The organism is Nonomuraea sp. NPDC001699 (assembly GCF_053596455.1).
In genome coordinates this window covers 136,495-160,002 of record NZ_JBSFGF010000015.1, presented here as the reverse complement: position 1 = coordinate 160,002, position 23,508 = coordinate 136,495, and the positions used below count along the sequence as shown (strand labels likewise).

Genomic DNA, 23,508 nt, shown 5'->3' with positions numbered 1-23,508 from the left:
CTGGGCACGCCGGTACGGCCGAGGTCGGCGGAGCGGGCGTCGGCTGACACGTCGCGCCGCGGCAGGCGCGTTCGCGGGTCACTCTTCGGGGGTGTCGCCCCCGGCGGCGTCGGGCAGCCCTTCGAGCTCGCGTACGCGCTCGACCATCTCCAGGATCGCGGTCAGGCTCTTCGGCGAGAGCCCGGCCGCCCGCAGCGCGATGCCCCGGACGGAGGCGTCGCGCATGGCGGCGAGCAGCGACAGCTCGGCGTCGATGCGCTCAGCCGCCTCGTCGTCGAAGAAGTAGGCGGGCGGGACGCCGAAGAATCCCGCGAGCGCCTCGAGATGGCGCTTGGTGGGGTTGTCGCGCAACCCCTTGCGGAGCTGCCAGATGTACGTGCCCGAGATGGTGGGCCCGCCCGCCGCCCGCAGCGCGTCGGCGACGTCCTCGAAGCTGTATTCGCCGCCCTCTGGCGAGTGGACTGTGCGGAACAGGTGGTCCAGCTTCGCCGCTAGGGTACGGCGTCCCTCGGATGGGGTGTCGGGCATGATTCCTCTGCCGGATGCACGGAGGCGGCTGGGTGGAGAAGGGGACGCTGCCGCCAGCATAGCAGAGGAATTAACTTCAGTTGACGACCGAATAGCGTTCCGTTAACGACAGTCTACGTCGGCTCCAGCGCCCGGCCATGGTGCAGCGTCTCCGCGTACGAGAAGACGTACCCCCTGCCCACCTCGACCGGGGCCAGTCGGGCGAGGTCGGAGTCCGGCACGTCGGGGAAGCGCACCTCGGCGCGGCCCGTCCAGATCTCCGAGAACTCCACGTCGCTCACCTCCGAGGTCACCAGCCGCGTCACCGGTTCCTCCGCCGGGAGCCAGGCCGGGAACAGCCGCGTGTGCACCAGCGGGACGGTGTGCAGGCGGGGCGGCTCGTCGGCGCGGCCCTCAAGGGTCACGGCCGCCTCGGCGACGCGCCTGCCGCCCGCCGACAGCGCGGCGTCGAAGCGGCCTCCGGGGGCGAGCCTGGGCCCCGCCCTGCCGACCCGGGCCGGCCTGATCTGGTGCACCTGACCGAACTGTTTGGGCATGCCCTGGATCCAGCCGCGTACCAGCGGCACCGGCTCGTCCACCCAGGCGTACGGGCAGCGGGCCAGAGGACGGCCGCGGTACTCGCAGGCGAGCAGGATCAGGAACTCGGCGAACCGGCAGCGGGCGGGGTCGGCCAGCTCGGCGCCGTCGGCGGAGCACCACTGCCACTCGGCGAAGATCGCGGCGGCGGCTCCCGGGTCGGGGCCCAGGGTGAGCTCCGGGGGCAGGAAGCGGGCGGCGGCCTCGGGGTCCACGCGGTAGTCGGCCATGATGACGTCACCGGAGAAGTGCCAGGGCGGCGGGGTGACCATCGCCGCACGCCCCGAGGGCGAGAGCGGGAGCGTGTAGCCGTGCGGGGACGCGGCGGGTGGGGACGCGGCGGGCTGGAGGTCGGCTGCGGTGGGCGAGGGTGCGGTGTGCGGGGGGGCGGTCATCAGGGGGTCGTCTCCTGTCGGGGCATCGGATTCTCGGTGGGCGGATTCTCAGGTCTCCGGGGGGATCGTGTTCCAGACCTCCGCCAGCCGTTCCGCGGCGGCGGCCAGCTCGTCCGGGCCGTTGAGGCCGTACGCGAGCCGTACGGCGCCCGCCGTCGAGCCGGGGACGGGGGCGGCGGCGAAGCGGGAGCCGGCGGCGACCAGGACGTCCGCGCGGCGTGCCGCGGCGAGCAGCCCGGCTTCACGGCGGTCGGCGCGCACCCACACGAACAGGCCGCCGGCGGGCCGGTCGAGGGCGAAGCCGCCGTCCAGCCGCGCCGCGAGGACGTCCACCAAGGCGTCGCGCCGTTCGCGCAGGCGTTCGCGCAGCCAGAGCAGGTGGCGGTCGTAGTGGCCCCGCTCCAGCAGGGTGGCCACGGCCAGCGAGGTGGTGTGGTTCAGGCAGCCGCCGCTCTGGAACACGCCATGGGCGGCCAGCCGGTCGGCCACGGCGGGCTCGGCCGTCAGCCAGCCGAGGCGCAGCCCGGGGGCCAGGGACTTGGAGAAGGTGCCCAGTCTGATCACGCCCCGGTGCCCGTCCAGGCAGGCCAGGGCGGGCGGTCCGGTGCCGCCGTCGAGGCGCAGGTCGGCGTAGGCGTCGTCCTCGACGATCGTCGTCGCGTGCCGGCGCGCGACGGCCAGCAGCTCGCGGCGGCGGCCGAGCGGCGTGACCCGGCCGGTCGGGTTGTGGAAGGTGGGGTTGAGATACACGAAGGCGGGGCGGGTGCGGGTCAGGGCCGCGTCGAGAGCCTGCGGGTCCATCCCGGAGGCGTCCCCCGGAACCCCGTACGGTCGCAGGCCGCAGTCGGTGAGGACGAGCCTGCCCAGGTCGTAGCAGGAGTCCTCGACGAGCACCGCGTCGCGGGGCCGGGCCAGGGCGGTGGCGAGCAGGTGAAGGGCCTGCGAGGTGCCGGCGGTGACCAGCACGCCACCTGGCCCGCACGACACGTCCTGGCGGGCGGCGAGCGCCGCGCGCAGGGTGAGCGCGCCGCGGTCGTCGCCGTACGCCAGGGCGGCCGCGCCGTAACCGGTCAGGGCCTCGGCGTACGCCTCCGCCAGCAGGTCCACGGGCAGCAGGCCGGGGCCGAGGTAGCCGGGGCCGAGGTCGGTCGTACCGGGTGGCGCCACCGACTGCACGACGCCCGCCTCCCAGCGCAGCGCGTGCGACCCGGGCCCGGCCCGCCCCCGCGCCGGGGACACCGGGGGGCCGGGGGCCGCGCGGGGGCGGGGTGCGGCGGGGGTGGGGCTCATCGGGAGGACAGGACGAGGCGGAGGGCCCGCGTCGCCTCGTCGAGCGAGGCGGCCGGCCGGGCGAGCGCCACGCGGAGCATGTGGTCGCCCTCGGACGGGTCGGCCCAGTGGAACTTCTGGCAGGGCAGCAGGTACACGTTGTGCTCGCGCAGCGCGGACCACACCTCCAGCGACGAGCGTCGCCCGAGGCGGACCCGTTCGACGCTGGCCCGGCTGGCGGGGTCGGGGAAGTCCACGTCCGGCAGGCCGGCGAGCGAGCGCCGCACCAGCGCGCGGTTGCCGGCGATGAAGCGGTGCAGGTCGGGCAGGCCGCCGTCGGCGGCGTCCTCGGCGAAGCGCTGCACCAGCGCCAGCACGAGCGGTGAGGCGCCGAGCAGGATGTCGGAGTAGACCTTGGCGACGGGCAGGCCGGGCTCGGCCGAGGTGACCAGCCAGCCGATCTTCAGCTCCAGCGTGGGCCACAGCTTGCCGGTGTCCTCGATGACGATCCAGCGGCAGCCGCTGTCCTCCAGCACCCGGTAGTGGTCGAAGTGGGCCCGGGGGTCGAAGCCGCGGAACGAGGTGTCCAGTGTCAGGACGACGTCGTGCTCGGCGCACTGGGCGGCCAGGGCGCGCAGCCGTTCCTCCGTCACCACGCGGCCGGTGGGGTTGTTGGGCGTGGTGACGAAGACACAGCTCACCGCGTCGAGCAGGGCGCGGGGCAGGTCGCCGCCGTGCAGGACGTCCTCCTCCAGGGGCAGCAGGTTCAGGCCCACGCCGCGCAGGATGTCGGGGATGTTGTCGAACGTCGGGTGGATCAGCGCGACCGTGTCGCCCTTCTGGGCCAGGGCCCTGGCGAAGATCTCCATGGCCACCGAGGAGGAGTAGCAGGCGAACACGCGGTTCTCGCCGACCGGGTGGCTGTGCTGGCCGAGCAGGCCCAGGTACGCCCGGCAGGCGTCGAGCTCCACCTCCTCGGGAGCCCGCGCGGCGGCCTTGGCGAACAGGTTGGGCAGGTCGTCGATGATCCGCGCCTGGCTGGCGGTGAGCGCCTGCCGGGCGTGCCCGTCGGCGAGGTTCAGCGGGCTGTTCAGCGCCAGACATTCGAATTCGGTGAGATTGATCGCCTGGAGTTCCTGCATCACATTCACCTCACGTGCGTTTTGGAGTGGGATACCCGGACGCAAAATAAGTCGCTCGATTCGTTCCCGTCAATGCATGGCGGAGGACTCGGCCGACGAGCTGTGTGTTTTCCGGACGAGTCAATTCCATTGTGTCCTCATCGACTCGATGGGAGGCTGCGACCAGCGGTTACACCTCCACACAAACGCTGGAAGGGGTTTTCGTGGACACCGTCGCAACTATTTCTCCGCCTCGGGCGGAGACATCTCCGAAAAGGGCCGCCATCGGCCTTTCCGTGGTCACCGTCGCGGTCCTCGCGGTCTTTCTGGCATTCGCCGGAGGCCCCGGCTACTACGTCGACGAGCTCTATTTCCGGGTCGCCGGTGAGCACCTCGCGTGGGGGTACGTCGACCAGCCGCTGCTCGTCCCCCTGCTGGCCCGGTTGCAGATCGTGCTGTTCGGCGACTCGCTGACGGCGATCCGGGTCGTGCCGGCGCTGCTGACCGCCGTGTCGGTGCTGGTCACCGGGCTGATCGCGGGCGAGCTCGGCGCGGGACGCCGGCTCCAGGTGCTGACCGCGTGCGTCTGCGCCGCCACGCTGGCCACGCTCGCCGCCGGGCACGTGCTGCACCCCACCGCCGTCGACCACCTGGTGTGGGTCACGGCCTGCTGGCTGGTGATCCGCGTCCTGCGGACCGGCGACGAGCGGCTGTGGCTCGCCGTGGGCGCGGTCGTCGGCGTGGGGCTGCTGGCCAAGTACCTGGTGGTGCTGCTGGTCGTGGCCCTCGCGGCGGGGCTGCTCGTCGCCGGGCCGCGGCGCGTGCTGCGCGGCGGGTGGCTCCTGGGCGGCGCCGGGGTCGCGCTGCTGATCGCCTCGCCCGGACTCGTCTGGCAGGCCGTGCACGGGTGGCCGCAGTTCACGATGGCGAGCGAGATGTCGGCGGGGCCGGCGGGCGCCGTCAACTTCCTGGTGGGCCAGGTGCTCATGATCGGGCCCTTCCTCACGCCGGTCTGGGTGATCGGGCTGGTGGCCCTGCTCCGGCGGGCGGAGTGGCGGCCGTACCGGGCGGTCGCCGCGGCGTACCTCGTCGTGGCGCCGCTGCTGATGCTGCTCGGGGCCGAGCCCCGCTACACCGAGGGGCTGCTGACCGTGCTGGTGGCGGCCGGGTGCGTGCGGGCGGCGACGCTCGGCCGCCGCCTGTGGCTGGGGGCGGCGGCGGTGCTCAACGGGGTGCTCGCGGCGCTCATGGTGCTGCCGGTCCTGCCCATCGCGACGTACGCCGGCAACCCGGTGCTGGCCGTGCTCGGCGAGGAGCAGTTCGGGGAGACCGGCTGGCCGGACCTGGCCGCGCAGGTGTCCGCCGTCCACCGCGCGCTGCCGGTGGACGAACGGCGGCGGGCCGTCGTGTACGCCCAGAATTACGGCGAGGCCGGGGCCCTGGCCCGGTACGGCGGCGCGTACGGGCTGCCCAGGACCTACAGCGCCCAGAACTCCTACGCCGACTTCGGACGTCCGGCCGACGGCGTGGACGTGGTCGTCGCGGTCGGGGTGGACCGGGCGTCGTTCTCGGCGCTGTTCGGCCGGTGCGAGGCGCGCGGGCGGCTCACCTTCGACGTCCCGCACTTCGAGGAGGGCAAGGAGCTGCTGGTGTGCCGGGAGCCGCGCCTGCCGTGGGCGGAGACGTGGCGGCGGCTGCGGTGGACGGGCACCTTCTGAGCCGGTCATGACGGCTCGGTCCCCGGACGCCAGGACGAGTAGGCGCGCAGGCCGTACAGGAGGGGTACGGCCGGCGCGCACCGCTCGATGCCGTACACCTCGCCGAAGACCACGATGTGGTCGCCGGCCTCCACGGTCCTGGCGACCCGGCAGTCGGCGACGGAGTGGGACTCCTCCACCAGGTGCGGCCCGCCGTAGGCGGGGCGGGCGGACCATCTGACCCGGTCGAAGCGGTCGGCGGCGCCCGAGGCGAACAGTTCGGCGGTGTCGCGGGCGTGGGCGTGCAGCAGGTTCACGGTGAACTGCTCGGTCTTGAGCATGGCGTGCAGCGTGGGGCTCAGGCTGCGGGCGCAGACCAGCAGCGTCGGCGGGTCGAGGGTGACGCTGCACACCGACGAGCAGGTCATGCCGCGCGGGCGGCCGTCCGGGTCGGTCACGGTCACGACGGCGACGCCGCTCGGGAAGGTGGACATCAGTGACCGGAAACGGTCGGGGTCGACCGTCGGCGTCATGGGCAGGGCCTCCACCAGCGGGAGATCCGTCATCGCAAGCCTCCGTTCTGTGCGACGGGTACCGGGGCCGTCCCGCGCGGCCGTCGCGGCCGCTGGAGGAGGGCGTACGACGGGCCGGTCGCCGCCGTGGTCACCAGCGCCATGACGGCGAGCGCGAGGAACATGGCCGGGGTGAGGATCCCGGCCTCGTGGCCGATCTGCAGCGCGACCAGCTCGGTCAGGCCCCGAGTGTTGAGCAGCACGCCCAGTCGGAGCGCCGTCCCGGGCGGCTCGCCGCCGAGGCGGGCGCCGGCGTACGCGCCCCCGGCCTTGGCCGCCATGCCGAGCAGCGTGACCAGGACGATCGCCGACCAGGGGGCCACCGCGAACGGCTCGGCGAACACGGTGAACCCGGTGACCACGAAGAACACCGGGACGAGCAGCCGCCCGGCGCCCGCGACCAGCCGCACGGGCCGTGCCCACGGATCCTCGCCGCCGCGCGTGGCAGTCCCATCGGCGGGAGCCGCGGCCGTCAGGGGCAGGGCGAGGGCGGCGAGGGCCGCGCCCAGGATCTCGGTCAGCCCCCACGAGCGCATCGCCGCCGCGGCGGCCAGCGCCCAGACGGCGAGGAGCGCCGCCGCCGCCCGCGGGGCGCGGGCGGGCAGCCCCAGGAGCGGGGCCGGGCTCAGCGCGCGCCGTACCGCGAACGCACCCGTGAGGGCCGCGGCGGTGAGGGCGAGCAGCACGGCCACGTTCCCGAGGCCGCCGGTCGCCAGGCTGACCGCCAGCGCGATCAGCAGCCAGGCCGCCACGTCGGTGACCGTGGCGACCGTCATCGACAACGCCCCCACCCGGGTGCCGACCAGGTCACGTTCGGACAGGATCCGCGCCAGGACGGGGACGGCGGTGACCGACAACGCCACCGCCAGGAAGACGACCAGCGCGGACGCCGGGGCCGTGCCGCGCAGGCCGGGCTCGTCCCCGGCCAGCGCCCACACGGCCACGGCGGCGCCGGCCAGCAGCGGGACGATGAGCGTGCCCGCCGCGGTCCAGCCCACCGCCCGGCCGCGCACCAGCGGCGCGGCCAGGCGCAGCTCGTGGATCACGCCGACCAGGTAGAGCACCAGGCCGGCGTGCCCGCACCAGCTCAGCCAGTCGAGGGGCAGCGCCCGCGCGGCGCCGGGACCGGCCACGGCGACGACCAGCGGGCCCGCCGCCATCCCGAGCGCCACCTCGCCGATCACGGCCGGCTGGCGCAGCACGCCGGCCAGCCGCCGCCCTGCCCAGGCGAGGAGGAGGACCGCCGCGAGCAGGACGCCGAACAGGGCGATCCGCGCCGGTCCCTCTGCCGGGATCATCGTGTCCGGCTCAGCTCGGGTCGCCGTCCGGGCATGGCGTCGCCGTTGAGGGCGGCGATGTACTCGTACTGGCTGGGCAGGTTGGCGACCAGCGCCTCGGCCTGCTCGCGTACGAGCCGCAGCTCACGTTCCGCGCGGCCGTGGTCGAAGTGCCGCAGCGCGGGCGGAGCCTGCACCGGGACGCCGCCGAGCCCGAGCAGCATGGCGATGTAGGAGTAGGACTCGAAGCCGTGGTAGTGCGGGAAGATCGTCTCGTTGTCGGGCAGGCGCGCCTGCCACAGCTCCAGGCGTTCGGCCAGCCCATCGGGGAGGGGCCGGGTGGCCGCGTCCTTCCAGTAGTCGTTGTCGGAGCGGGCGGCTGCGTGGTAGTGCAGCGCGAGGAATTCGCGCACGCCGTCCATGACGTTGCCGACCTGGCGGTTGTACGACTCCCGCAGCCGGTCGTCCCAGCGCTCGGCGGGGAAGTGCTTGACCAGTTGCTCGATGGCGTTCTGGATGAAGAACAGGCCGGTCGACTCCAGGGGCTCGACGAAGCCGCTGGACAGGCCGACGGCCACGCAGTTGTTCACCCAGGAGCGCTCGCTGCGGCCGATCCGCATGCGGATGTGGTTGGCCTCCAGCTCGTCCGCCTCGGGGCCGACGAACTCGCGCAGGGCGCGTTCGGCCTCCTCGGGGGTGCAGTAGTCGCCGGCGTAGACGTAGCCGGTGCCGATGCGGCCGTACAGGGGGATGGTCCAGATCCAGCCGGCGTCCATGGCGGTGGCGGTGGTGCAGGGGCGCAGGCCGCGGCGGGCCATGTCGGCGGGCACGCGCAGCGCCACCGCCCGGTCGTTGGGCAGGCTCTCCTGGTAGGAGACGAAGGGGACGTCCAGCGCCTTGTTCAGCAGCATGCCGCGGAAGCCGGTGCAGTCGATGAACAGGTCGCCGGACAGCTCTCCGTGCTCCTTGGTGAGCACGTGGTCGATCCAGCCGCGCTCGTCCAGCCGGACGTCCACGACGTCGTCGAGGACGTGCCGGACGCCGCGCTCGGTGCCGAACCGGGTGAGGTAGGAGGCCAGCAGCGCGGCGTCGAAATGGTAGGCGTAGGGAAACTGGGTGTTCTGCTCGGTGAGGGTGGTGCGGTAGGCGCGCTCGTCGGAGTTCTCGGTGAAGTCCTGCTCGAACAGCTCGCCCGACAGGTAGCGGGGCGAGCGCTTGGCCTCGCACAGCCAGCTGATGACGAAGCAGTCGCGGTCGAAGTCGCCGCCGGGACGGGCGTCGAGCCACCAGTCGGTGAGGGGGAAGCCGTCCACGACGCGCAGGCGTTCGAACGGGTGGTAGAAGTGATGGCCCGGGGCGCGCCAGTTCTCGAACCGGATCCCCAGCTTGTACGTGGCGTTGCACGCGGGCATCCACTCCCGCTCGTCCAGCCCGAGATAGTCGAAGAAGTGACGGATCGTACTGAACGTGGCCTCTCCCACGCCGATCGTCGCGATGTTCTTCGACTCGACCAGAGTGACGGCGATTCGGTCACCGAATGCCGCCCGGAGATATGCGGCGGTCATCCAGCCCGAGGTGCCGCCGCCCACGATGACGACGTTCTTTACCATTCTTGAGCCCTTGTCCATGGCGTTGGGAAACGCGCGTCGGAAGAACCGGAAAAAGGATTGGGCAGTGCTCCGACCGCCCTTTTCCGAGCGTGCCGGACGGCCCCGGCCGATTTCCAGCTCATTGACGCCGGAGCTAAACAGGGCGGTCAGAAGGGTGGTGGCGTGCGGCCCCGCGGCTTGGCATGCGCCCCCTGTGCAGGGCGTTCACGGTTGCCCACGGGCGGTCATCAACTGGCGTAGATGCAAAATTCTTGATCCACCAACCCCAGTTGACTTCCCAACTGCCTCCGAGTTAGCTTGAGCAAAACTGGGGGCTCCCACCACGGACGCCCTCATCGCCAAGCCGCCCTGATCCACGCGGCCACCGCGTCGTGCGCTTTTTCCCGCGCCGCGGCGTGATCGACGAACCCGGAAAATGCGAAATGGGAGCCGCGGTGCTGCGGATTCATTTCACGGTCGAAGACCTGGCACGCCTGCGCATGGCGGCGACGCTGGGCCCGGTGACCGAGAGCGTGTTCGCCCTCGACCTGTTCGCCAGAAGCGGCGGCGCGGTCCACGGCGAGTGGCGGAGGGACGTGCGCGAACGCATGAACGGCACGGCCGGCCAGGTGGATCGGCTGGCCCGCGAGCGCCGGCCGCTCGGCGAGCTGCTCGGACTGCTCGACCGCTCCCCCGGCGAGTCCGGCTTCCGCGCCGGGGACGCCGCCGTCCCGTGGGCGACCGCGACCGTGCTGGCGTTCTGCCGGGCCGCGGTGCTGCCGTACTGGGGGCGGGTGCGTGCCTACCTGGAGCTCGAACGGGAGACGTTCGGCCGGATCACGATCACCAACGGTGTCGAGTGCCTGCTGGACACCCTGCACCCGAAGCTGGTCTGGAACCCGCCGGTCCTGGAGGTCCCGCACGACGAGGACCGCGACGTGTACCTCGACGGCAAGGGCCTGCTGCTCAGCCCCTCGTTCTTCCTCCAGGTCAGGCACTGCCTGTTCCTGGACCGGGAGCACGAGACGGGGCTGCCCGCGCTCGTGGTCTCGGTCCCCTGGACGCCGGCCGTGCTGTCGGACCTGGTGGCCGAGCCCACGGCCGACGACGAGGCGCTCGGCGCGCTCGTCGGGCACACCCGGGCCGCGGCCATGCAGGCGCTCATGGACAGCTGCACCACCGGCGCGCTGTCCGAGCGGCTCGGCATCTCCCTGGCCGGCGCCAGCAAGCACGCCACCGTGCTGCGCAAGGCCGGGCTCATCACCACCGCCCGCAACCGCAACACGGCCCTGCACACGCTGACGTCGCTGGGCATGGCGCTGCTGCGCGGCGGCGGACTCATCTCACAACGCAACTGACCTTCCCTGGAGGACGCACGATGAGCACGAACCCCTTCGAGGACCCCGAGGGCATCTACCTGGTGCTCGTCAACGACGAAGGACAGCACTCGCTCTGGCCGGCCTTCGTGGACGTGCCGGCCGGATGGGCAGTCGCGCTGCCCGAGACCGACCGCGAACGCGCGCTCGGCTACATCAACGAGAACTGGACCGACCTGCGGCCCAAGAGCCTCATCGCGGCGATGGAGGAGTGAGCCGTGCTGATCATCGAGGGCGGCGGCGAGCCCGTCCAGGACCGGATCAGGGCCGGGCACCGCGCGCTGCGCGAGAGCCTGACCAGCCACGGGGCGCTGCTGTTCCGCGGCTTCGAGGTGGGCGGCGTCGAGGGGTTCGACGCGGCCGTGCGCGCGTTCTCCGGGACGCCGCTGGCCTACACCGAACGGTCGTCGCCGCGCAGCGTGATCAAGGGCAACGTCTACACCTCGACCGACTACCCGCCCGAGGAGGAGATCTTCCTCCACAACGAGAACTCCTACCAGGCCGTCTGGCCCATGGTGCTGTTCTTCCACTGCATGCGGCCGCCGGAGTCGCAGGGGGCCACGCCCCTGGCCTCGACGCGGGAGGTGCACGACACCCTCGACCCGGCGGTGCGCGAGGAGTTCGAGCGGCGCGGCTGGATGGTCGTGCGCACCTACGACGACGAACTCGGCATGCCGTGGTCGGAGGCGTTCAACACCTCCGACCGGGACGAGGTCACCGCGTACTGCGAGCGCAACGGCGTACGGGCGACCTGGCTCGGGGACGGACGGCTGCGCACCGAGGCCGTCCGCGCGGCGGTGCACCGGCATCCGGTCACCGGTGAGCCCGTCTGGTTCAACCACGCCACGTTCTTCCACGTCACGACGTTGCCCGAGGCCGTGCGCGAGGGGCTGCTGGAGATGTGCGGGGAGGAGGGGCTGCCGAGCAACACCTACTACGGCGACGGCGGCGCCATCCCCGACGAGGTCACCGACCACCTGCGCAAGTGCTACCGGGCGGCCTCCCGCCGCTTCGACTACGCGGCCGACGACCTGCTCGTCATCGACAACATGCTCACCTCGCACGGGCGCGAGCCGTACACGGGGGCGCGGCGGATCGCGGTCGCCATGGCGGAGCCGTCGGGGTCGTAGCTCCCGGGACCTCAGCCGTCCCGGTCCTCGTTCCCGGCCCGCGCCCCCGGCCCGTCGCCGGGGTCGCGGGCCGGGGCGGTTCTGCGCAGGTGCCGGTTCGTCGTGCCGAGCACGGCCAGCACCAGCAGGTCCGCGACCAGCCCCGGCACCGCGGAGAACTGGTTCACGATGAACGCGAACACCTGGCCGAACAGGATGTCGACCAGAAGCGCGAGGTAGAGCGCCTGGAAGGCGGCCGCCCGGTTCCACCGTAACCGGGCCGCGCCCCACAGGCTGAGCAGCACCGTCACCGCCGCGGACGCCGCCAGGCCGATCACCGCTCCCCACTCCCGTTCCTGGCCGAGGGAGTCGTAGGAGCTCTCCAGGGCCAGGCCGACCAGGGGCAGCGGGGCCCGTACGGCGAGGTAGACCACCGCGAGCACCACCACGACCGGCCGCCGGCACAAGCGCTCCAGCCAGGCCAGGGCGGCGCGCACGGCGGGGAAGCGGGGCGGTTCGCTGGAGGGCACCATGCCGAGCAGGCGAACCGTGGCGGCGTCGAGCGGGTCGCCGGAGTCCTGGACCAGGCGGATCGCGCTGCGCCGCTGCTCGACCGTCAGCCCGGAGGTGACGCCGACGAGGGCCGCGTGCAGCGCGTTGGCGGTCCGCTCGGCGCCGGTGTAGCCGGTGCGGCCCTTGAGCCACTGGGCCAGCACGACGAGGACGGCGAAGACCAGGTAGATGATGCCGGCGGCGGGCCGGTAGAAGTAGTCGTTGCGCTCGGTGACGAACTTGCCGACCTCGTCGAGGAACGTGCCGAAACCGGCTCCGCCGAGCAGCGCGCCCCACGTCCTGGCCCGCTCGCCGAGGAAGGCGAGGGTGAGGCCGAGCCCGACCGCCATCAGCAGGCCGCCCCACAGGACGTGCGCGATGTGCAGGTCGCCGCCGCCGAGCTTCGGGTAGCCCGTGCTCGCCAGCCAGGTCCTGATCAGCAGCACCGCGCTGATCCCCGCGATGGCGAACACCTGCAGATGAGCCGCCGCACTGGTGATCCTTGCCAGTCGTGATCGGCGCACCGGGTCCTCCTCCGCTGTCAATGACGTCGTGGGAAGCGCCGACCAGGAGCCGGGTCGTCGGCGAATTTCACTTGCGCGGCGCTTCCGCCCGGGGGCCGACACCGGCACGGGACGCTCGCTGATACCTTTTCGACGCTAGCACACCGGCTTCGTGACTGCCCTGTTTAGCTTGAGGCTCAAACACATTGAGCTCCGGCCCTCCGACGACCGAACCTTGACCGGACGGGTGTCGCCGAGGAAGGGAGCGAGTTGTGTCGACTTTCGAACTGCGGAAAGACGAGGCGACGGCGATCACGGAGCTGGCGGGCGAGCTCGCCCGGCAGCATCCGGGAGTCGAGTCCGCGCAATTCCAGGAAATCGGCCGGGTTTATGCCGACGAGCTGCCGAGACGCCTCCGCGCGGAGTTGCACGATTTCCGGCTGGCCGAGCCTTCCGGCCTGCTGGTGATCTCCGGGCTGCCGGTGGACGACGCCGCCCTCGGCCCCACTCCCGAGGACTGGAGATCACGTCCCACGCCGTCGCCGACACTGACGCTAGATATCGCGTTCTACCTGGTCATGAGCCTGTTGGGCGAGCCGATCGGCTGGGTGACGCAGCAGGACGGGCGCATCATGCACGACGTTTTCCCGATGCGCGGCTTCGAACGCGAGCAAATCGGCTGGAGCAGCGAGGAAACGCTGGTCTGGCACACCGAGGACGCCTTCCACCCGCTTCGCACGGATTATCTCGGGCTGTTCTGCCTGCGGAATCCCGACAAGGTGGAGACGACCTTCGCCGAGGTCGGTTCGATACATCTCGACGAGGCCACAGAAGCCTTCCTCCGGGAGCACCGATTTCTCATTCTCCCGGACGACTCGCATCGTCCGGAGAATCGTGCCCCGGACCGGGACGACGACCCGAGGGTGGCCGACCTGAAACGCCGCAGTTATCGCCAGGTCGAAAGCGCGCTGACCGACCCGAAACCGATGCCGGTGCTTTTCGGCGCCCCGGACGACCCGTATCTCTGCGTCGATCCGCACTATATGCAAGGAATACAGGGAGAGGACGAGGAGAAAGCGCTCGCCGCCCTCGCCGCGACCGTGGACGCGGCCATGACCGGGGTCGTGCTCGAACCCGGCGACATCTGCGTCATCGACAACTACAAGGCCGTGCACGGACGCAAGCCCTTCCGCGCCCGCTTCGACGGGACGGACCGGTGGCTGCGCCGGCTGAACGTGGCCAGGGATCTTCGCAAGTCGCGCGAGTTCCGGCTGGACGCGCGGTCCCGCGTCATCTACTGAGGCTAGGAGCACCGGGTGATGGACAACTCGACACGTGACGTCCTCGATCTGTTCGCCGAGCGGGTCCGGCTGGCCCCCGGCGCGACCGCCGTGTCCTCGGCCGCGGGTTCGCTGGCCTACCGGGAGCTCGACGCGCGCGCGAACGGGTTCGCCCATCGCCTGCGCGGGCTCGGGGCGGGCCCGGACACGCTCGTCGCCGTCTACGCCGAGCGCGGCCTCGACCTGGTCGTGGCGCTGCTCGGCGTGCTCAAGGCGGGCGCCGCGTACCTGCCGCTGGATCCCGGCGTGCCGGCGAGCCGCCTGGCCGTCGTGATCGACGACGCGGGCGCGCCCGTCGTCGTCACCCAGCGGGCGCTGCGCGGGCGGCTGCCCGTGACGGCGGCGCGGGTGCTGTGCGTGGACGACGATCCCGCGCCGCTCGCCGACGCGCCGCCCGCTCCCCCGGGCCGTCCGGCGGACCTGGCGTACGCGATCTACACCTCCGGTTCCACCGGCCGTCCCAAGGGGGTGCTCGTCGAACGCCGGCAGCTCGCCGCCTACCTGGCCTGCTGCCTGCGGGACTACCCGGGGCTGGCGGGCACGGCGCTGCTGCACTCGTCGATCTCGTTCGACCTGTCGGTGACCACGCTGTGGGGGCCGCTCGTCGCGGGCGGGCGCGTCCATGCGGGGACGCTCGACGAGCCGGGCGGCGTCCGGCCGTCCTTCCTGAAGATCACCCCGAGCCACCTGCCGCTGCTGGAGGACGGGTCCCCGGACGCCGCTCCGGAGCGCGGCGAGCTGGTGATCGGCGGCGAGGCGCTGCACGGCGACGCGCTCGGCCGGTGGCGCGCGGACCGTCCCGGCGTGACGGTGGTCAACGAGTACGGCCCCACGGAGACGACGGTCGGCTGCGTGGCCTTCCGCCTCGAACCCGGCGACGGCACGCCCGGCGGCGCGGTGCCGATCGGCCGGCCGATGTCCGGGTCGCGGGCCTACGTCCTCGACGCCCGGCTGCGGCCCGTCCCGCCGGGTGAGCGGGGCGAGTTGTACGTCGCGGGCTCCGGGGTGGCCCGCGGGTACCGGGGCCGTCCCGGCGGCACCGCCGAACGGTTCGTCGCCGACCCGTACGGGACGGACGGCGAACGCATGTACCGCACCGGGGACGTGGTCCGCCTCCTGCCTGACGGGGAGCTCGAATACCTCGGCCGGGCGGACGACCAGGTCAAGGTGGGCGGGCACCGGATCGAGCCCGGCGAGATCGAGGCCGCCCTGACCCGGCATCCGCGGGTGGCCGCCGCCGCGGTCGTCGCCGACGGCGACCGCCTGGTGGCCCACGTCGTCCCCGTCACCCGGCCCGTCCCCCAGCCCGCCACCACCTCCGAGACACCTTCGGGCGGTGGGTCCCGTGAGGGGGCGGCTGGGCCGTCACCCGAGCAGTTGCGGGCCTTCCTCGCGCGGGACCTGCCCGAGTACCTGATCCCCTCGGTGTTCCAGCACCTCGACCGGCTCCCTCTTGCGGCCAGCGGCAAGGTGGACCGTGCCGCCCTGCCCGCCACGGGCCCCCAGGGCGCCACCGGCTACACGCCTCCCGGCGGTCACGAGGAACGGGTGATCGCCGAGTTGTGGGCCGAGGTGCTGGGCCTGGACCGGGTGGGCGTGACCGACGACTTCTTCGCCATCGGCGGCAACTCCCTGCTGGCCTTCCGCGTGGTGCCGCGCATCCGTGCCGCGCTCGGCACGAGCCTGTCCCCCCGGGCGATCTTCCGCGAACGCACGGTGGCCGCCCTGGCCGCCTCCCTGAAACCGGCCGAGAACCCCACCGAGAACCCCGCCGAGTCCGGCGACGAGAACCGTGCCGGGAACCGTGCCGGGGTTCCGGGCGGGGTTCCGGGTGGGGTTCGCGCCGCGAGCCGCGACGAGGCGGGCGACGCGGGCGTGGACGTCGTCACCCCGCTCCCGCCCGGACGCGACGCGCCGCTCTCCTACGCCCAGCGGCGTTTCTGGTTCTTCCACGCGCACGACCCCGGCGGCACCGAGTACAACGTCCGGTTCGGCTACCGGCTGAGCGGGCCGTTCGACCCCGAGGCGCTGCGCACCGCGCTCGGCGAGCTCATCGCCCGGCACGAGCCCTTGCGCACGACGATCGAGCACGGCGAAGCCGACCCCGCGCAGGCCGAACCCGTACAGAAGGTGCATGCGGCCGTCGAGGTGCCGCTGACCGTCACCGACGTCGCCGGCCTCCCCGGCGAGGAGCTGGACCGCATGGTGCGGCACGAGGTGACCCGGCCCTTCGACCTGGCCCGCGGCCCCGTGCTGCGCCTGGCCGTGCTGCGCCGGTCCGCCGAGGACCACCTGCTGGTGCTGAGCCTGCACCACTCGGTGATCGACGCCGTGTCCATGCGCATCCTGGCCGACGAACTGGGCCTGCTCTACGACGCCGCCCGCCACGGCCACCGGGCCCCCCTCGCGCCGCTGCCCGTCCGGTACGCCGACTACGCCGCCTGGCAGCGCGACCGCTGGACCGACGACAGCCTGGCGGACCAGCTCGACCACTGGCGTGGCCGGCTCGACGGGATCACCCCGCTCGACCTGCCCGCCGACCGGCCACGCCCGGCCGTACGCAGCTCGGCGGGGGCCGCGCACCGCTTCACCGTCCCCGCGGAGCTGGCCTCCGCGCTCGGTGACCTCGCCGCCCGCGCCGGGGCGACGCCGTTCATGGTGCTGGTCGCGGCGTGCCAGGTGCTCCTGTCCAGGTACGCCGGCCAGCGGGACGTCTCGGTCGGCACCCCCGTCTCCGGACGCGACCTGCCCGAGCTCGAACCGCTCATCGGCTGCTTCGTCAACACCCTGGTGCTGCGCTCCACCGTGGACGAGCGCGCCACGTTCGCCGAGTTCCTGGGCGCGGTACGGGAGACCGTGCTGAACGCGTTCGCCAACCGGGACGTGCCCTTCGACCGGCTGGTGCGCGAGCTGGACGCCGAGCGCGATCCCAGCAGGACGCCCCTGGTGCAGGCCATGGTGGCGTTGCAGAACGCGCCGCCGAAGACGCCGCGCTTCGCCGGGACGCGTACCGAGCCGTACCGGCTGCCGCACGTGTCCTCGATCTTCGACGTCACGCTGGAGTTCGTCGAGCGCGAGGACGGCGGCGCGCTCGACGCGATGATCGAGTACAGCACGGACCTGTTCGAGGCCGCGACCGCCGAGCGGATGGCTGCGCACCTGATCGCGCTGCTGGAAGCCGTGACCGCGGCCCCCGACCAACCCCTGGCCCGCCTCCCCCTGCCCCCCACCCCGCAGCCCGCCCCCGCGCCTGCCGACGCCCCCCTGACCGATGCCACCCTGACCGATGCCACCCTGACCGGCCCCACGCTGACCGGTCCCGCCGCTCCCGCCGCCGGTGGCCGCGGCGACCAGGCCGGGCGGCCGGTGCATGTGCAGGTGAGTGAGTGGGCGCGGGTCGCGCCCGACGCCGTCGCGCTGGAGTGGGACGGCGGCACCAGCACCTACGCCGACCTCGACCGGCGCGCCGACCGGCTGGCGCACCGGCTGCGCGGCCTCGGCGTGGGCCGGGGCGTGCCCGTGGTGGTGTGCATGGAACGCGGCCCGGACATGGTGACCGCCGCCCTCGGCGTGCTCAAGGCGGGCGGCGCGTACGTGCCGCTCGACCCCGGCATCCCGGCCGAGCGGCTGGCGTACGTGATGGCCGACACCGGCGCGCCGATCCTGCTGGCCGACGAGGACCACGAGGGGCTGCCCGTCGTACGCCCCCGCGACACGGAGACGGGCGACGACCATCCCGGACCCGGGTCCGGTCGCGAAACGGAGCCGGGCGACCTGGCGTACATCATCTACACCTCCGGCTCCACCGGCCGTCCCAAGGGCGTCATGATCGAGCACCGCGGCCTGGCCGACCTGTGCGCCTGGCACGTGGCGGCGTTCGGGGTGGTGCCCCGGGACCGGGCGTCCCAGGTGGCCTCGCTCGGGTTCGACGCCGCCGTGTGGGAGGTCTGGCCCTACCTGTGCGCGGGGGCCCGCGTCGCCTTCCCCGGTCAGGACGCGCTGGACGACCCGGACGAGCTGGTGGCCTGGTTCACCGCCATGGGCACCACGATCTGCTTCCTGCCGACGCCCCGGCTGGAGACCGTGCTCGACCTGCCCGCGATCGACGGGACGGCGCTGCGTACCGTCCTGACGGGCGGCGACGTGCTGCGCCGCAGGCCGCGGCCCGGCATCCCGTTCCGGCTGGTCAACAACTACGGGCCCACCGAGGCCACCGTCGTGGCCACCGCCGGGGACGTGAGCCGGGAGGGCGACGGGCTGCCGCCGATCGGCCGCCCGCTGACCGGCAGCGCCGGGTACGTCCTGGACGCCTACGCCAACCCGGTCCCGGAGGGCGTGCCCGGCGAGCTGTACCTGTCCGGGCCCGGCCTGGCCAGGGGCTACCTGAACCGGCCCGGTCTCACCGCCGAGCGCTTCGTCGCCGACCCGTTCGGCCCGCCGGGCGGACGGATGTACCGGACCGGGGACCTGGTCCGCCGGCTGCCCGGTGGCGAGCTGGAGTACCTGGGGCGCGGCGACGACCAGGTGAAGATCCGCGGCTTCCGGGTGGAGCCGGGCGAGATCGAGGCCGCCCTCCAGCGCCACCCCTCGGTGGGCGGCGCGGTCGTGCTGGCCTCCCCTGGACGCGACCGCCTCAACGGGTACGTCACCCCGGCGGGCGACGCCGAGCCCGACCCCGCCGCACTGCGCGCCTTCCTCGCCGGGTCGCTGCCCGACCACATGATCCCCGCCGTGATCATGGTGCTGCCCGCGTTCCCGCTGACCGAGCGGGGCAAGGTGGACCGGGCGGCGCTGCCCGAGCCCGGCGCGCGGGCGGGGGCGGCGGCCTACGTCGCGCCCTCGGGGCCCGTGCAGCGGGAGCTGGCCGCGATCTGGGGCGAGGTGCTGGGCGTCGAGCGCGTGGGGGCCGAGGACTCCTTCTTCACGCTGGGCGGCGACTCGATCCTGGCCATCCAGGTCGTGTCCAGGGCGCAGCGCGCCGGGCTGCGGCTCACCGCGCGCGACCTGTTCCAGCGGCAGACCGTGGCGGCCCTGGCGCCGTACGTGCGGCGGGCCGGGCAGCCCGCGAACGCCACCGCCGGGGATGCCGCCGACGGCGGGCCCGCCCCGCTGACGCCGATCCAGCGTTTCCTGTTCGACCGGTTCACCGTGCCGGGGACGTTCCACCAGTACGTGGAGGCCGAACTGGCGGCGGACGTGGACGTAGAGGCGCTGGGCGTGGCGGTGTCCGCCCTGGTCACCCGGCACGCCGCGCTGCGGACCCACTTCATCCGGCACGACGGCGGACGATCCCAGCAGGTCACCCCGCCACCGGCCGGGAACGTCCTGCGCCACGTCCGTCTCGACGGCGACGCACAGGGCGTGATCGCGCGCGAGAGCGAGGCCGTGCAGCGTGGCATCGACGCCGAGCGCGGGCCCGTGTTCGCGGCGGTGTCGTTCACCGGCTCCGGCGCGCCGCGGCTGCTGCTCACCGCGCACCACCTCGTCGTGGACGGCGTGTCCTGGCGGGTGCTGCTCCAGGACCTGCACACCGCCTACGGGCAGGCCGTCCGCGGCGAGCCCGTCGACCTGGGCGCGGAGACCGCCTCCTTCGTGAGCTGGTCCCGCACCCTGGCCGCCCACGCCGCCGCCGGCGCCTTCGACGGCGAACTCCCCCACTGGACCCGGGCGACCGGCGCCCCGGACAGGGCGGACGTCCCGCTGGACCGCGAGGGGCCCAACCTCGTGGCGTCGGGACGGCGCACGACGGTGTCGCTGGACGAGGAGACCACCCGCGCCCTGCTGCGCGACGTCCCCGGCGTCTACCGTACGGAGGTCAACGAGGTGCTCCTGGCCGCGCTGGCCCGCACCCTGGGCGACTGGACCGGGCGTACGGACCTGCTGCTGGCCACCGAGGGCCACGGCCGGGAGGAGATCTTCCCCGGCACCGACCTGTCCCGCACGGTCGGCTGGTTCACCACCTACTTCCCGCTGGCCCTGAGCCTGCCCGACGAAGACGGCTGGGGCGAGCTGCTGAAGAGCGTCAAGGAGCAGGTCAGGGCCGTCCCGGGGCGCGGCTTCGGGTACGGCGTGCTGCGTCACCTGCGCGGCACCGCGCCCGACTGCCACCCCGGCGTCTGCTTCAACTACCTCGGCCGGTTCGACCCGCCTCTGGGCGACCTCTACCGGGACGTCGCGCCCATCGGCCTGTTCCAGGACCCCGGCGACGTCCGGCCGCACCTGCTGGACGTCGTCGCCGCGGTGCGCGCCGGCCGGCTGGAGGTGACCTGGGAGTACTCGGCCGACCTGCACGACGAGGCCACCGTCGCCCGGCTCGCGGACGGGTTCGCCGCGAACGTGACCCGGCTGGTACGCCACTGCGCCGAACCGGGCGCGGGCGGGCGCACCCCGTCGGACTACCCGCTGGCGGGGCTGGACCAGGCGAGCCTGGACCGGCTGCTCGGCGACGGACGCGACGCGGCCGACATCGCCGACGTCTACCCGCTCACCCCCGGCCAGGCCGGCATGCTCTACGAGTGCCTGGCGGCCGGCGACGACCTGTACGTGGCCCAGTTCGGGATGCTGCTCGACGGCGTCACCGACCCCGGGACGCTGGCGCGGGCGTGGCAGTCGGTCGTGGACCGGACGCCCGTGCTGCGCACGTCCCTGGCCTGGGAGGGCCTGGACCATCCTGTGCAGATCGTGCACGGGCGGGCCCGCCTGCCGGTCGTCCGGCACGACTGGCGCCGCCTGCCCGAGGACGAGCGGCGGGCCGCGCTGGCCGCCCTCCTCGCCGCCGACCGGGCCGAGGGCCTGGACCTGACGGCCGCGCCGCCGTCCAGGCTGGCGGTCATCCGGCTGGACGACGACACCGTGCGCGTCGTGTGGACCCTGCACCACATCCTGCTGGACGGCTGGAGCGTGCACCGGCTGCTGCGCGACGTGCTGGCCGCGTACGCCCGGCTCACCGGAGAGGGCGACGGCGGCCCGCCCGAGCCGCGCCGCCCCTTCCGCGACTACGTGGAATGGCTGGCCGGCCGCGACCTCGCCGCGGACGAGACCTACTGGCGGGAGGCGCTGGCCGGGCTCACCGCCCCGACGCCGCTCCCCTACGACCGGCCACCCGGCAGGCGGCACCGGCCCAAGGCGGCCGGACGGGTCCGCGCCGCCCTGCCGCCCGACCTGACCCGGCGGCTGGCCGACCGGGCCGCGGCGGCCGGCCTGACGCTCAACACCGTGGTCCAGGGCGCGTGGTCGATCCTGCTGTCCCGGCACAGCGGCGAGCCGCGGGTGTGCTTCGGCGCCACGGTGTCGGGCCGCCCCGAGGAGCTGGACGGCGCCGAGTCCATGATCGGCATCTTCATCCAGACGCTGCCCGTCCACGTCCACGTGGACGGCGCCCGCCCGCTGCTGCCCTGGCTGCGCGAGCTCCAGGAGTCGCAGGCGGGGGCGCGGGAGCACGAGGCGGCCTCGCTCACCCGGATCCGCGCGTGGAGCGACGTGCCGCCGGGGACGGCGCTGTTCGACAGCATCGTGGTCTTCGAGAACTACCCGATCGACTACTCCGCCCCCGGCCCGCGCCTGCGGGACGTGGACGCCGCCGAGGCGAACGGCTACCCGCTCGGCCTCGTCGTCTACCCGGGCGAGGAGCTGTCGTTCGTCCTGCTGCACGACGAGGAGCTGTTCGACGCCGCGACCGTGCGGCGGCTCGGTGAGGGCCTGTCGGCGCTGCTCGGGCAGCTCGCCGCGGACCCCGGCGGGACCGTGGGGTCGCTGAGCGCGGTGAGCGCGCGGGAGCGGCGGCTGACGCTGACGGAGTGGAACGACACCGCGCGCGACCACCCGCGCCGGACGGTCCACGAGCTGTTCGCCGAGCGGGCACGGGAGGCGCCCGGCGCGGTGGCGGTGCGCGGCGGCGGCGCGGAGCTGACGTACGGCGAGCTCGACCGCCGTTCCGGGGAGCTGGCGGAGGTGCTGGCCGGACTGGGCGTGGGCGTCGAGTCCAGGGTGGCGGTGTTGCAGGGGCGCTCGCCGGACGCGCTGGTGTCGATGCTGGCCGTGCTCAGGGCGGGCGGCGCGTACGTGCCGCTGCACCCGGACTTCCCGGCCGAACGCATGCGGTGGATCCTGCGGGACACGGGCGCGGTCGCGGTGCTGACCGACCGGGCGCTGGCCGGGCGCGCCGCCGACCTGCGCCTGCCCGCCGTCGAGGTGGACGGCGACCTGCCCGCGCCCGGCCCCCTTTCCACCCCCCTGCCCGCCACCCCGCCCGGGTCGCTGGCGTACGTGATGTACACCTCGGGCTCGACCGGGTTGCCCAAGGGCGTCGCGGTCACCCACGAGAACGTGGTGAGCCTGGCCATGGACCACCGCTGGCGCGGCGGCGGGCACGACCGGGTGTTGTTCCACTCGCCGCACGCCTTCGACGCGGCCACGTACGAGATGTGGGTGCCGCTGCTGGCGGGTGGCGAGGTGGTGGTCGCGCCCGGCGACCTGGACGCGCGGCGGCTGCGGGCGCTGGCGGCCGAGCACGGCGTCACGGGGATGTTCCTCACGGCGGCGCTGTTCAACCTGTTCGCCGAGGAGCTGCCCGAGTGTTTCGCCGGGCTGCGCGAGGTGTGGACGGGGGGCGAGGCGGCCTCGCCGCAGGCGCTCGCGCGGGTGATCGACCGCTGCCCCGGGACCACGTTCCACAACGGGTACGGGCCCACCGAGACCACCACGTTCGTCACGACCCGGGAGATGACCCCCGAGCTCGTACAGGCGGGACGGGCGCCGATCGGCCGTCCCATGGACAACACCCGCGCCTACGTGCTGGACGCCTCCCTGGCGCCCGTGCCCGTCGGCGCGCCGGGCGAGCTGTACCTGGCGGGCGCCGGCCTGGCCAGGGGCTATCTCGGCAGGCCGGCGCTGACCGCCGAACGCTTCGTGGCCGACCCGTTCGGCGGCGGCGGGCGGCTCTACCGCACCGGGGACCGGGTCCGCTGGACGCCCGAAGGCGATCTGGAGTTCCTCGGCCGGGTGGACGGCCAGGTGAAGATCCGGGGCTTCCGGATCGAGACGGGCGAGGTGGAGGCCGCGCTCCTGGCGCATCCGGGGATCGCCGAGGCCGTCGCCATGGCCAGGCAGGACGCCTCCGGACGCCGGACGCTGGCGGCGTACGTGGTGCCGGCGGCCGGCGGGCCCGCGCCCTCGCACGAGGAGCTGGCCGCGAGCCTGGGCGCGCGGCTGCCCGCGTACATGGTGCCCGCGGCGTTCGTGTCCCTGGACCGGCTGCCGCTGAACGCCAACGGCAAGGTGGACCGCGCCGCCCTGCCGGAGCCCGCCCCGCCGCGGGAGAAGGCGGAGTCGTACGTCGCGCCGCGCAACCCGACCGAGGAGGCGCTCGGCCGTATCTGGGAGCAGGTGCTCGGCCTGGACCGGGTGGGCGTGCACGACGACTTCTTCGCCCTGGGCGGCGACTCGATCACCAGCCTGCGGGTGACGTCGCGGGTGGGACCGGCCTTCGGCGTCGAGCTGTCGCCGCGCGACCTCTTCCTGACGCCGACCGTCGCCGCGTTGTCGGAGGTGGTGCAGGACAGGATCCTGGACTCCCTGGAGGAGGCGGTCCACCGGTCGTGACGGC

General features: G+C 73.7%; 14 protein-coding genes. 6 read left to right on the top strand and 8 right to left on the bottom strand.

The window, feature by feature from the left end:
- Positions 1–78 precede the first annotated feature (78 nt).
- The 4 genes from ACWCSU_RS35550 to mppP all read right to left on the bottom strand — a co-directional run bounded on the left by ACWCSU_RS35550 (position 79) and on the right by mppP (position 3,910).
- Positions 79–528, bottom strand: coding sequence for a helix-turn-helix domain-containing protein (locus tag ACWCSU_RS35550; RefSeq protein WP_357701560.1), 450 nt, complete (start codon positions 526–528; stop codon positions 79–81).
- Positions 529–641: 113 nt separating this feature from the next.
- Complete coding sequence (gene mppR / locus ACWCSU_RS35545; protein WP_449940934.1) at positions 642–1,499, bottom strand: enduracididine biosynthesis enzyme MppR; 858 nt, start codon at positions 1,497–1,499, stop codon at positions 642–644.
- Between the two features lie 48 nt (positions 1,500–1,547).
- Positions 1,548–2,789 (bottom strand): aminotransferase class I/II-fold pyridoxal phosphate-dependent enzyme, encoded by a 1,242-nt coding sequence (locus ACWCSU_RS35540; RefSeq protein WP_449940932.1) that lies wholly within the window; start codon positions 2,787–2,789, stop codon positions 1,548–1,550.
- Entirely contained in the window at positions 2,786–3,910 is a 1,125-nt protein-coding gene (mppP, locus tag ACWCSU_RS35535; protein WP_449940929.1) for an enduracididine biosynthesis enzyme MppP, read from the bottom strand. The genes ACWCSU_RS35540 and mppP overlap by 4 nt, the downstream gene beginning before the upstream one ends.
- A 275-nt stretch (positions 3,911–4,185) precedes the next feature.
- On the opposite strand from mppP, the gene ACWCSU_RS35530 reads away from it, so the two are divergent.
- A complete protein-coding gene (locus ACWCSU_RS35530) occupies positions 4,186–5,607 on the top strand; it encodes a glycosyltransferase family 39 protein (protein WP_449940926.1) in 1,422 nt (473 codons plus the stop codon).
- Positions 5,608–5,612: 5 nt separating this feature from the next.
- Here ACWCSU_RS35530 and ACWCSU_RS35525 read toward each other — a convergent pair whose 3' ends face one another.
- From ACWCSU_RS35525 to ACWCSU_RS35515, 3 genes are read right to left on the bottom strand one after another with little or no spacing between them, the layout of a single operon-like run.
- A complete protein-coding gene (locus ACWCSU_RS35525; RefSeq protein ID WP_364094839.1) occupies positions 5,613–6,152 on the bottom strand; it encodes a flavin reductase family protein in 540 nt (179 codons plus the stop codon).
- On the bottom strand, positions 6,149–7,456 hold the full coding sequence (locus ACWCSU_RS35520) for a cation:proton antiporter domain-containing protein (protein WP_449940923.1): 1,308 nt from the start codon (positions 7,454–7,456) through the stop codon (positions 6,149–6,151). Before ACWCSU_RS35520 ends, ACWCSU_RS35525 begins: the two co-directional genes overlap by 4 nt.
- On the bottom strand, positions 7,453–9,045 hold the full coding sequence (locus tag ACWCSU_RS35515) for a tryptophan halogenase family protein (RefSeq protein WP_449940921.1): 1,593 nt from the start codon (positions 9,043–9,045) through the stop codon (positions 7,453–7,455). Before ACWCSU_RS35515 ends, ACWCSU_RS35520 begins: the two co-directional genes overlap by 4 nt.
- Positions 9,046–9,479: 434 nt before the next feature.
- Here ACWCSU_RS35515 and ACWCSU_RS35510 point away from each other — a divergent pair, with 434 nt between their 5' ends.
- Genes ACWCSU_RS35510 through ACWCSU_RS35500 form a run of 3 tightly spaced genes read left to right on the top strand, consistent with a single transcriptional unit; the run spans position 9,480 to position 11,530 of the window.
- On the top strand, positions 9,480–10,382 hold the full coding sequence (locus tag ACWCSU_RS35510) for an ArsR/SmtB family transcription factor (RefSeq protein ID WP_357701544.1): 903 nt from the start codon (positions 9,480–9,482) through the stop codon (positions 10,380–10,382).
- A 20-nt stretch (positions 10,383–10,402) separates the two neighbouring features.
- Positions 10,403–10,615, top strand: coding sequence for an MbtH family protein (locus tag ACWCSU_RS35505; RefSeq protein ID WP_357701542.1), 213 nt, complete (start codon positions 10,403–10,405; stop codon positions 10,613–10,615).
- A 3-nt stretch (positions 10,616–10,618) separates the two neighbouring features.
- On the top strand, positions 10,619–11,530 hold the full coding sequence (locus ACWCSU_RS35500; RefSeq protein WP_357701540.1) for a TauD/TfdA family dioxygenase: 912 nt from the start codon (positions 10,619–10,621) through the stop codon (positions 11,528–11,530).
- Positions 11,531–11,541: 11 nt separating this feature from the next.
- Here ACWCSU_RS35500 and ACWCSU_RS35495 read toward each other — a convergent pair whose 3' ends face one another.
- Positions 11,542–12,585, bottom strand: a complete 1,044-nt coding sequence (locus ACWCSU_RS35495; protein WP_364094852.1) for a hypothetical protein — start codon at positions 12,583–12,585, stop codon at positions 11,542–11,544.
- A 251-nt stretch (positions 12,586–12,836) separates the two neighbouring features.
- Here ACWCSU_RS35495 and gntD point away from each other — a divergent pair, with 251 nt between their 5' ends.
- Together gntD and ACWCSU_RS35485 are read left to right on the top strand one after the other, a co-directional pair.
- The gene (gntD, locus tag ACWCSU_RS35490) at positions 12,837–13,865 is read left to right on the top strand and encodes a guanitoxin biosynthesis L-enduracididine beta-hydroxylase GntD (protein WP_357701536.1); all 1,029 of its coding nucleotides are present in this window, start codon (positions 12,837–12,839) and stop codon (positions 13,863–13,865) included.
- Between the two features lie 18 nt (positions 13,866–13,883).
- Positions 13,884–23,504: an amino acid adenylation domain-containing protein gene (locus ACWCSU_RS35485; protein WP_449940916.1), complete on the top strand. Its 9,621-nt coding sequence runs from the start codon at positions 13,884–13,886 to the stop codon at positions 23,502–23,504.
- Positions 23,505–23,508: the final 4 nt, after the last annotated feature.

Excerpts from the sequence above, each read along its gene's own strand:
- ACWCSU_RS35550 (WP_357701560.1), bottom strand. The coding sequence starts at position 528 with ATGCCCGACACCCCATCCGAGGGACGCCGTACCCTAGCGGCGAAGCTG.
- mppR (WP_449940934.1), bottom strand. The coding sequence starts at position 1,499 with ATGACCGCCCCCCCGCACACCGCACCCTCGCCCACCGCAGCCGACCTC.
- ACWCSU_RS35540 (WP_449940932.1), bottom strand. The coding sequence starts at position 2,789 with ATGAGCCCCACCCCCGCCGCACCCCGCCCCCGCGCGGCCCCCGGCCCC.
- mppP (WP_449940929.1), bottom strand. The coding sequence starts at position 3,910 with ATGCAGGAACTCCAGGCGATCAATCTCACCGAATTCGAATGTCTGGCG.
- ACWCSU_RS35525 (WP_364094839.1), bottom strand. The coding sequence starts at position 6,152 with ATGACGGATCTCCCGCTGGTGGAGGCCCTGCCCATGACGCCGACGGTC.
- ACWCSU_RS35520 (WP_449940923.1), bottom strand. The coding sequence starts at position 7,456 with ATGATCCCGGCAGAGGGACCGGCGCGGATCGCCCTGTTCGGCGTCCTG.
- ACWCSU_RS35515 (WP_449940921.1), bottom strand. The coding sequence starts at position 9,045 with ATGGTAAAGAACGTCGTCATCGTGGGCGGCGGCACCTCGGGCTGGATG.
- ACWCSU_RS35505 (WP_357701542.1), top strand. The coding sequence starts at position 10,403 with ATGAGCACGAACCCCTTCGAGGACCCCGAGGGCATCTACCTGGTGCTC.
- ACWCSU_RS35485 (WP_449940916.1), top strand. The coding sequence starts at position 13,884 with ATGGACAACTCGACACGTGACGTCCTCGATCTGTTCGCCGAGCGGGTC.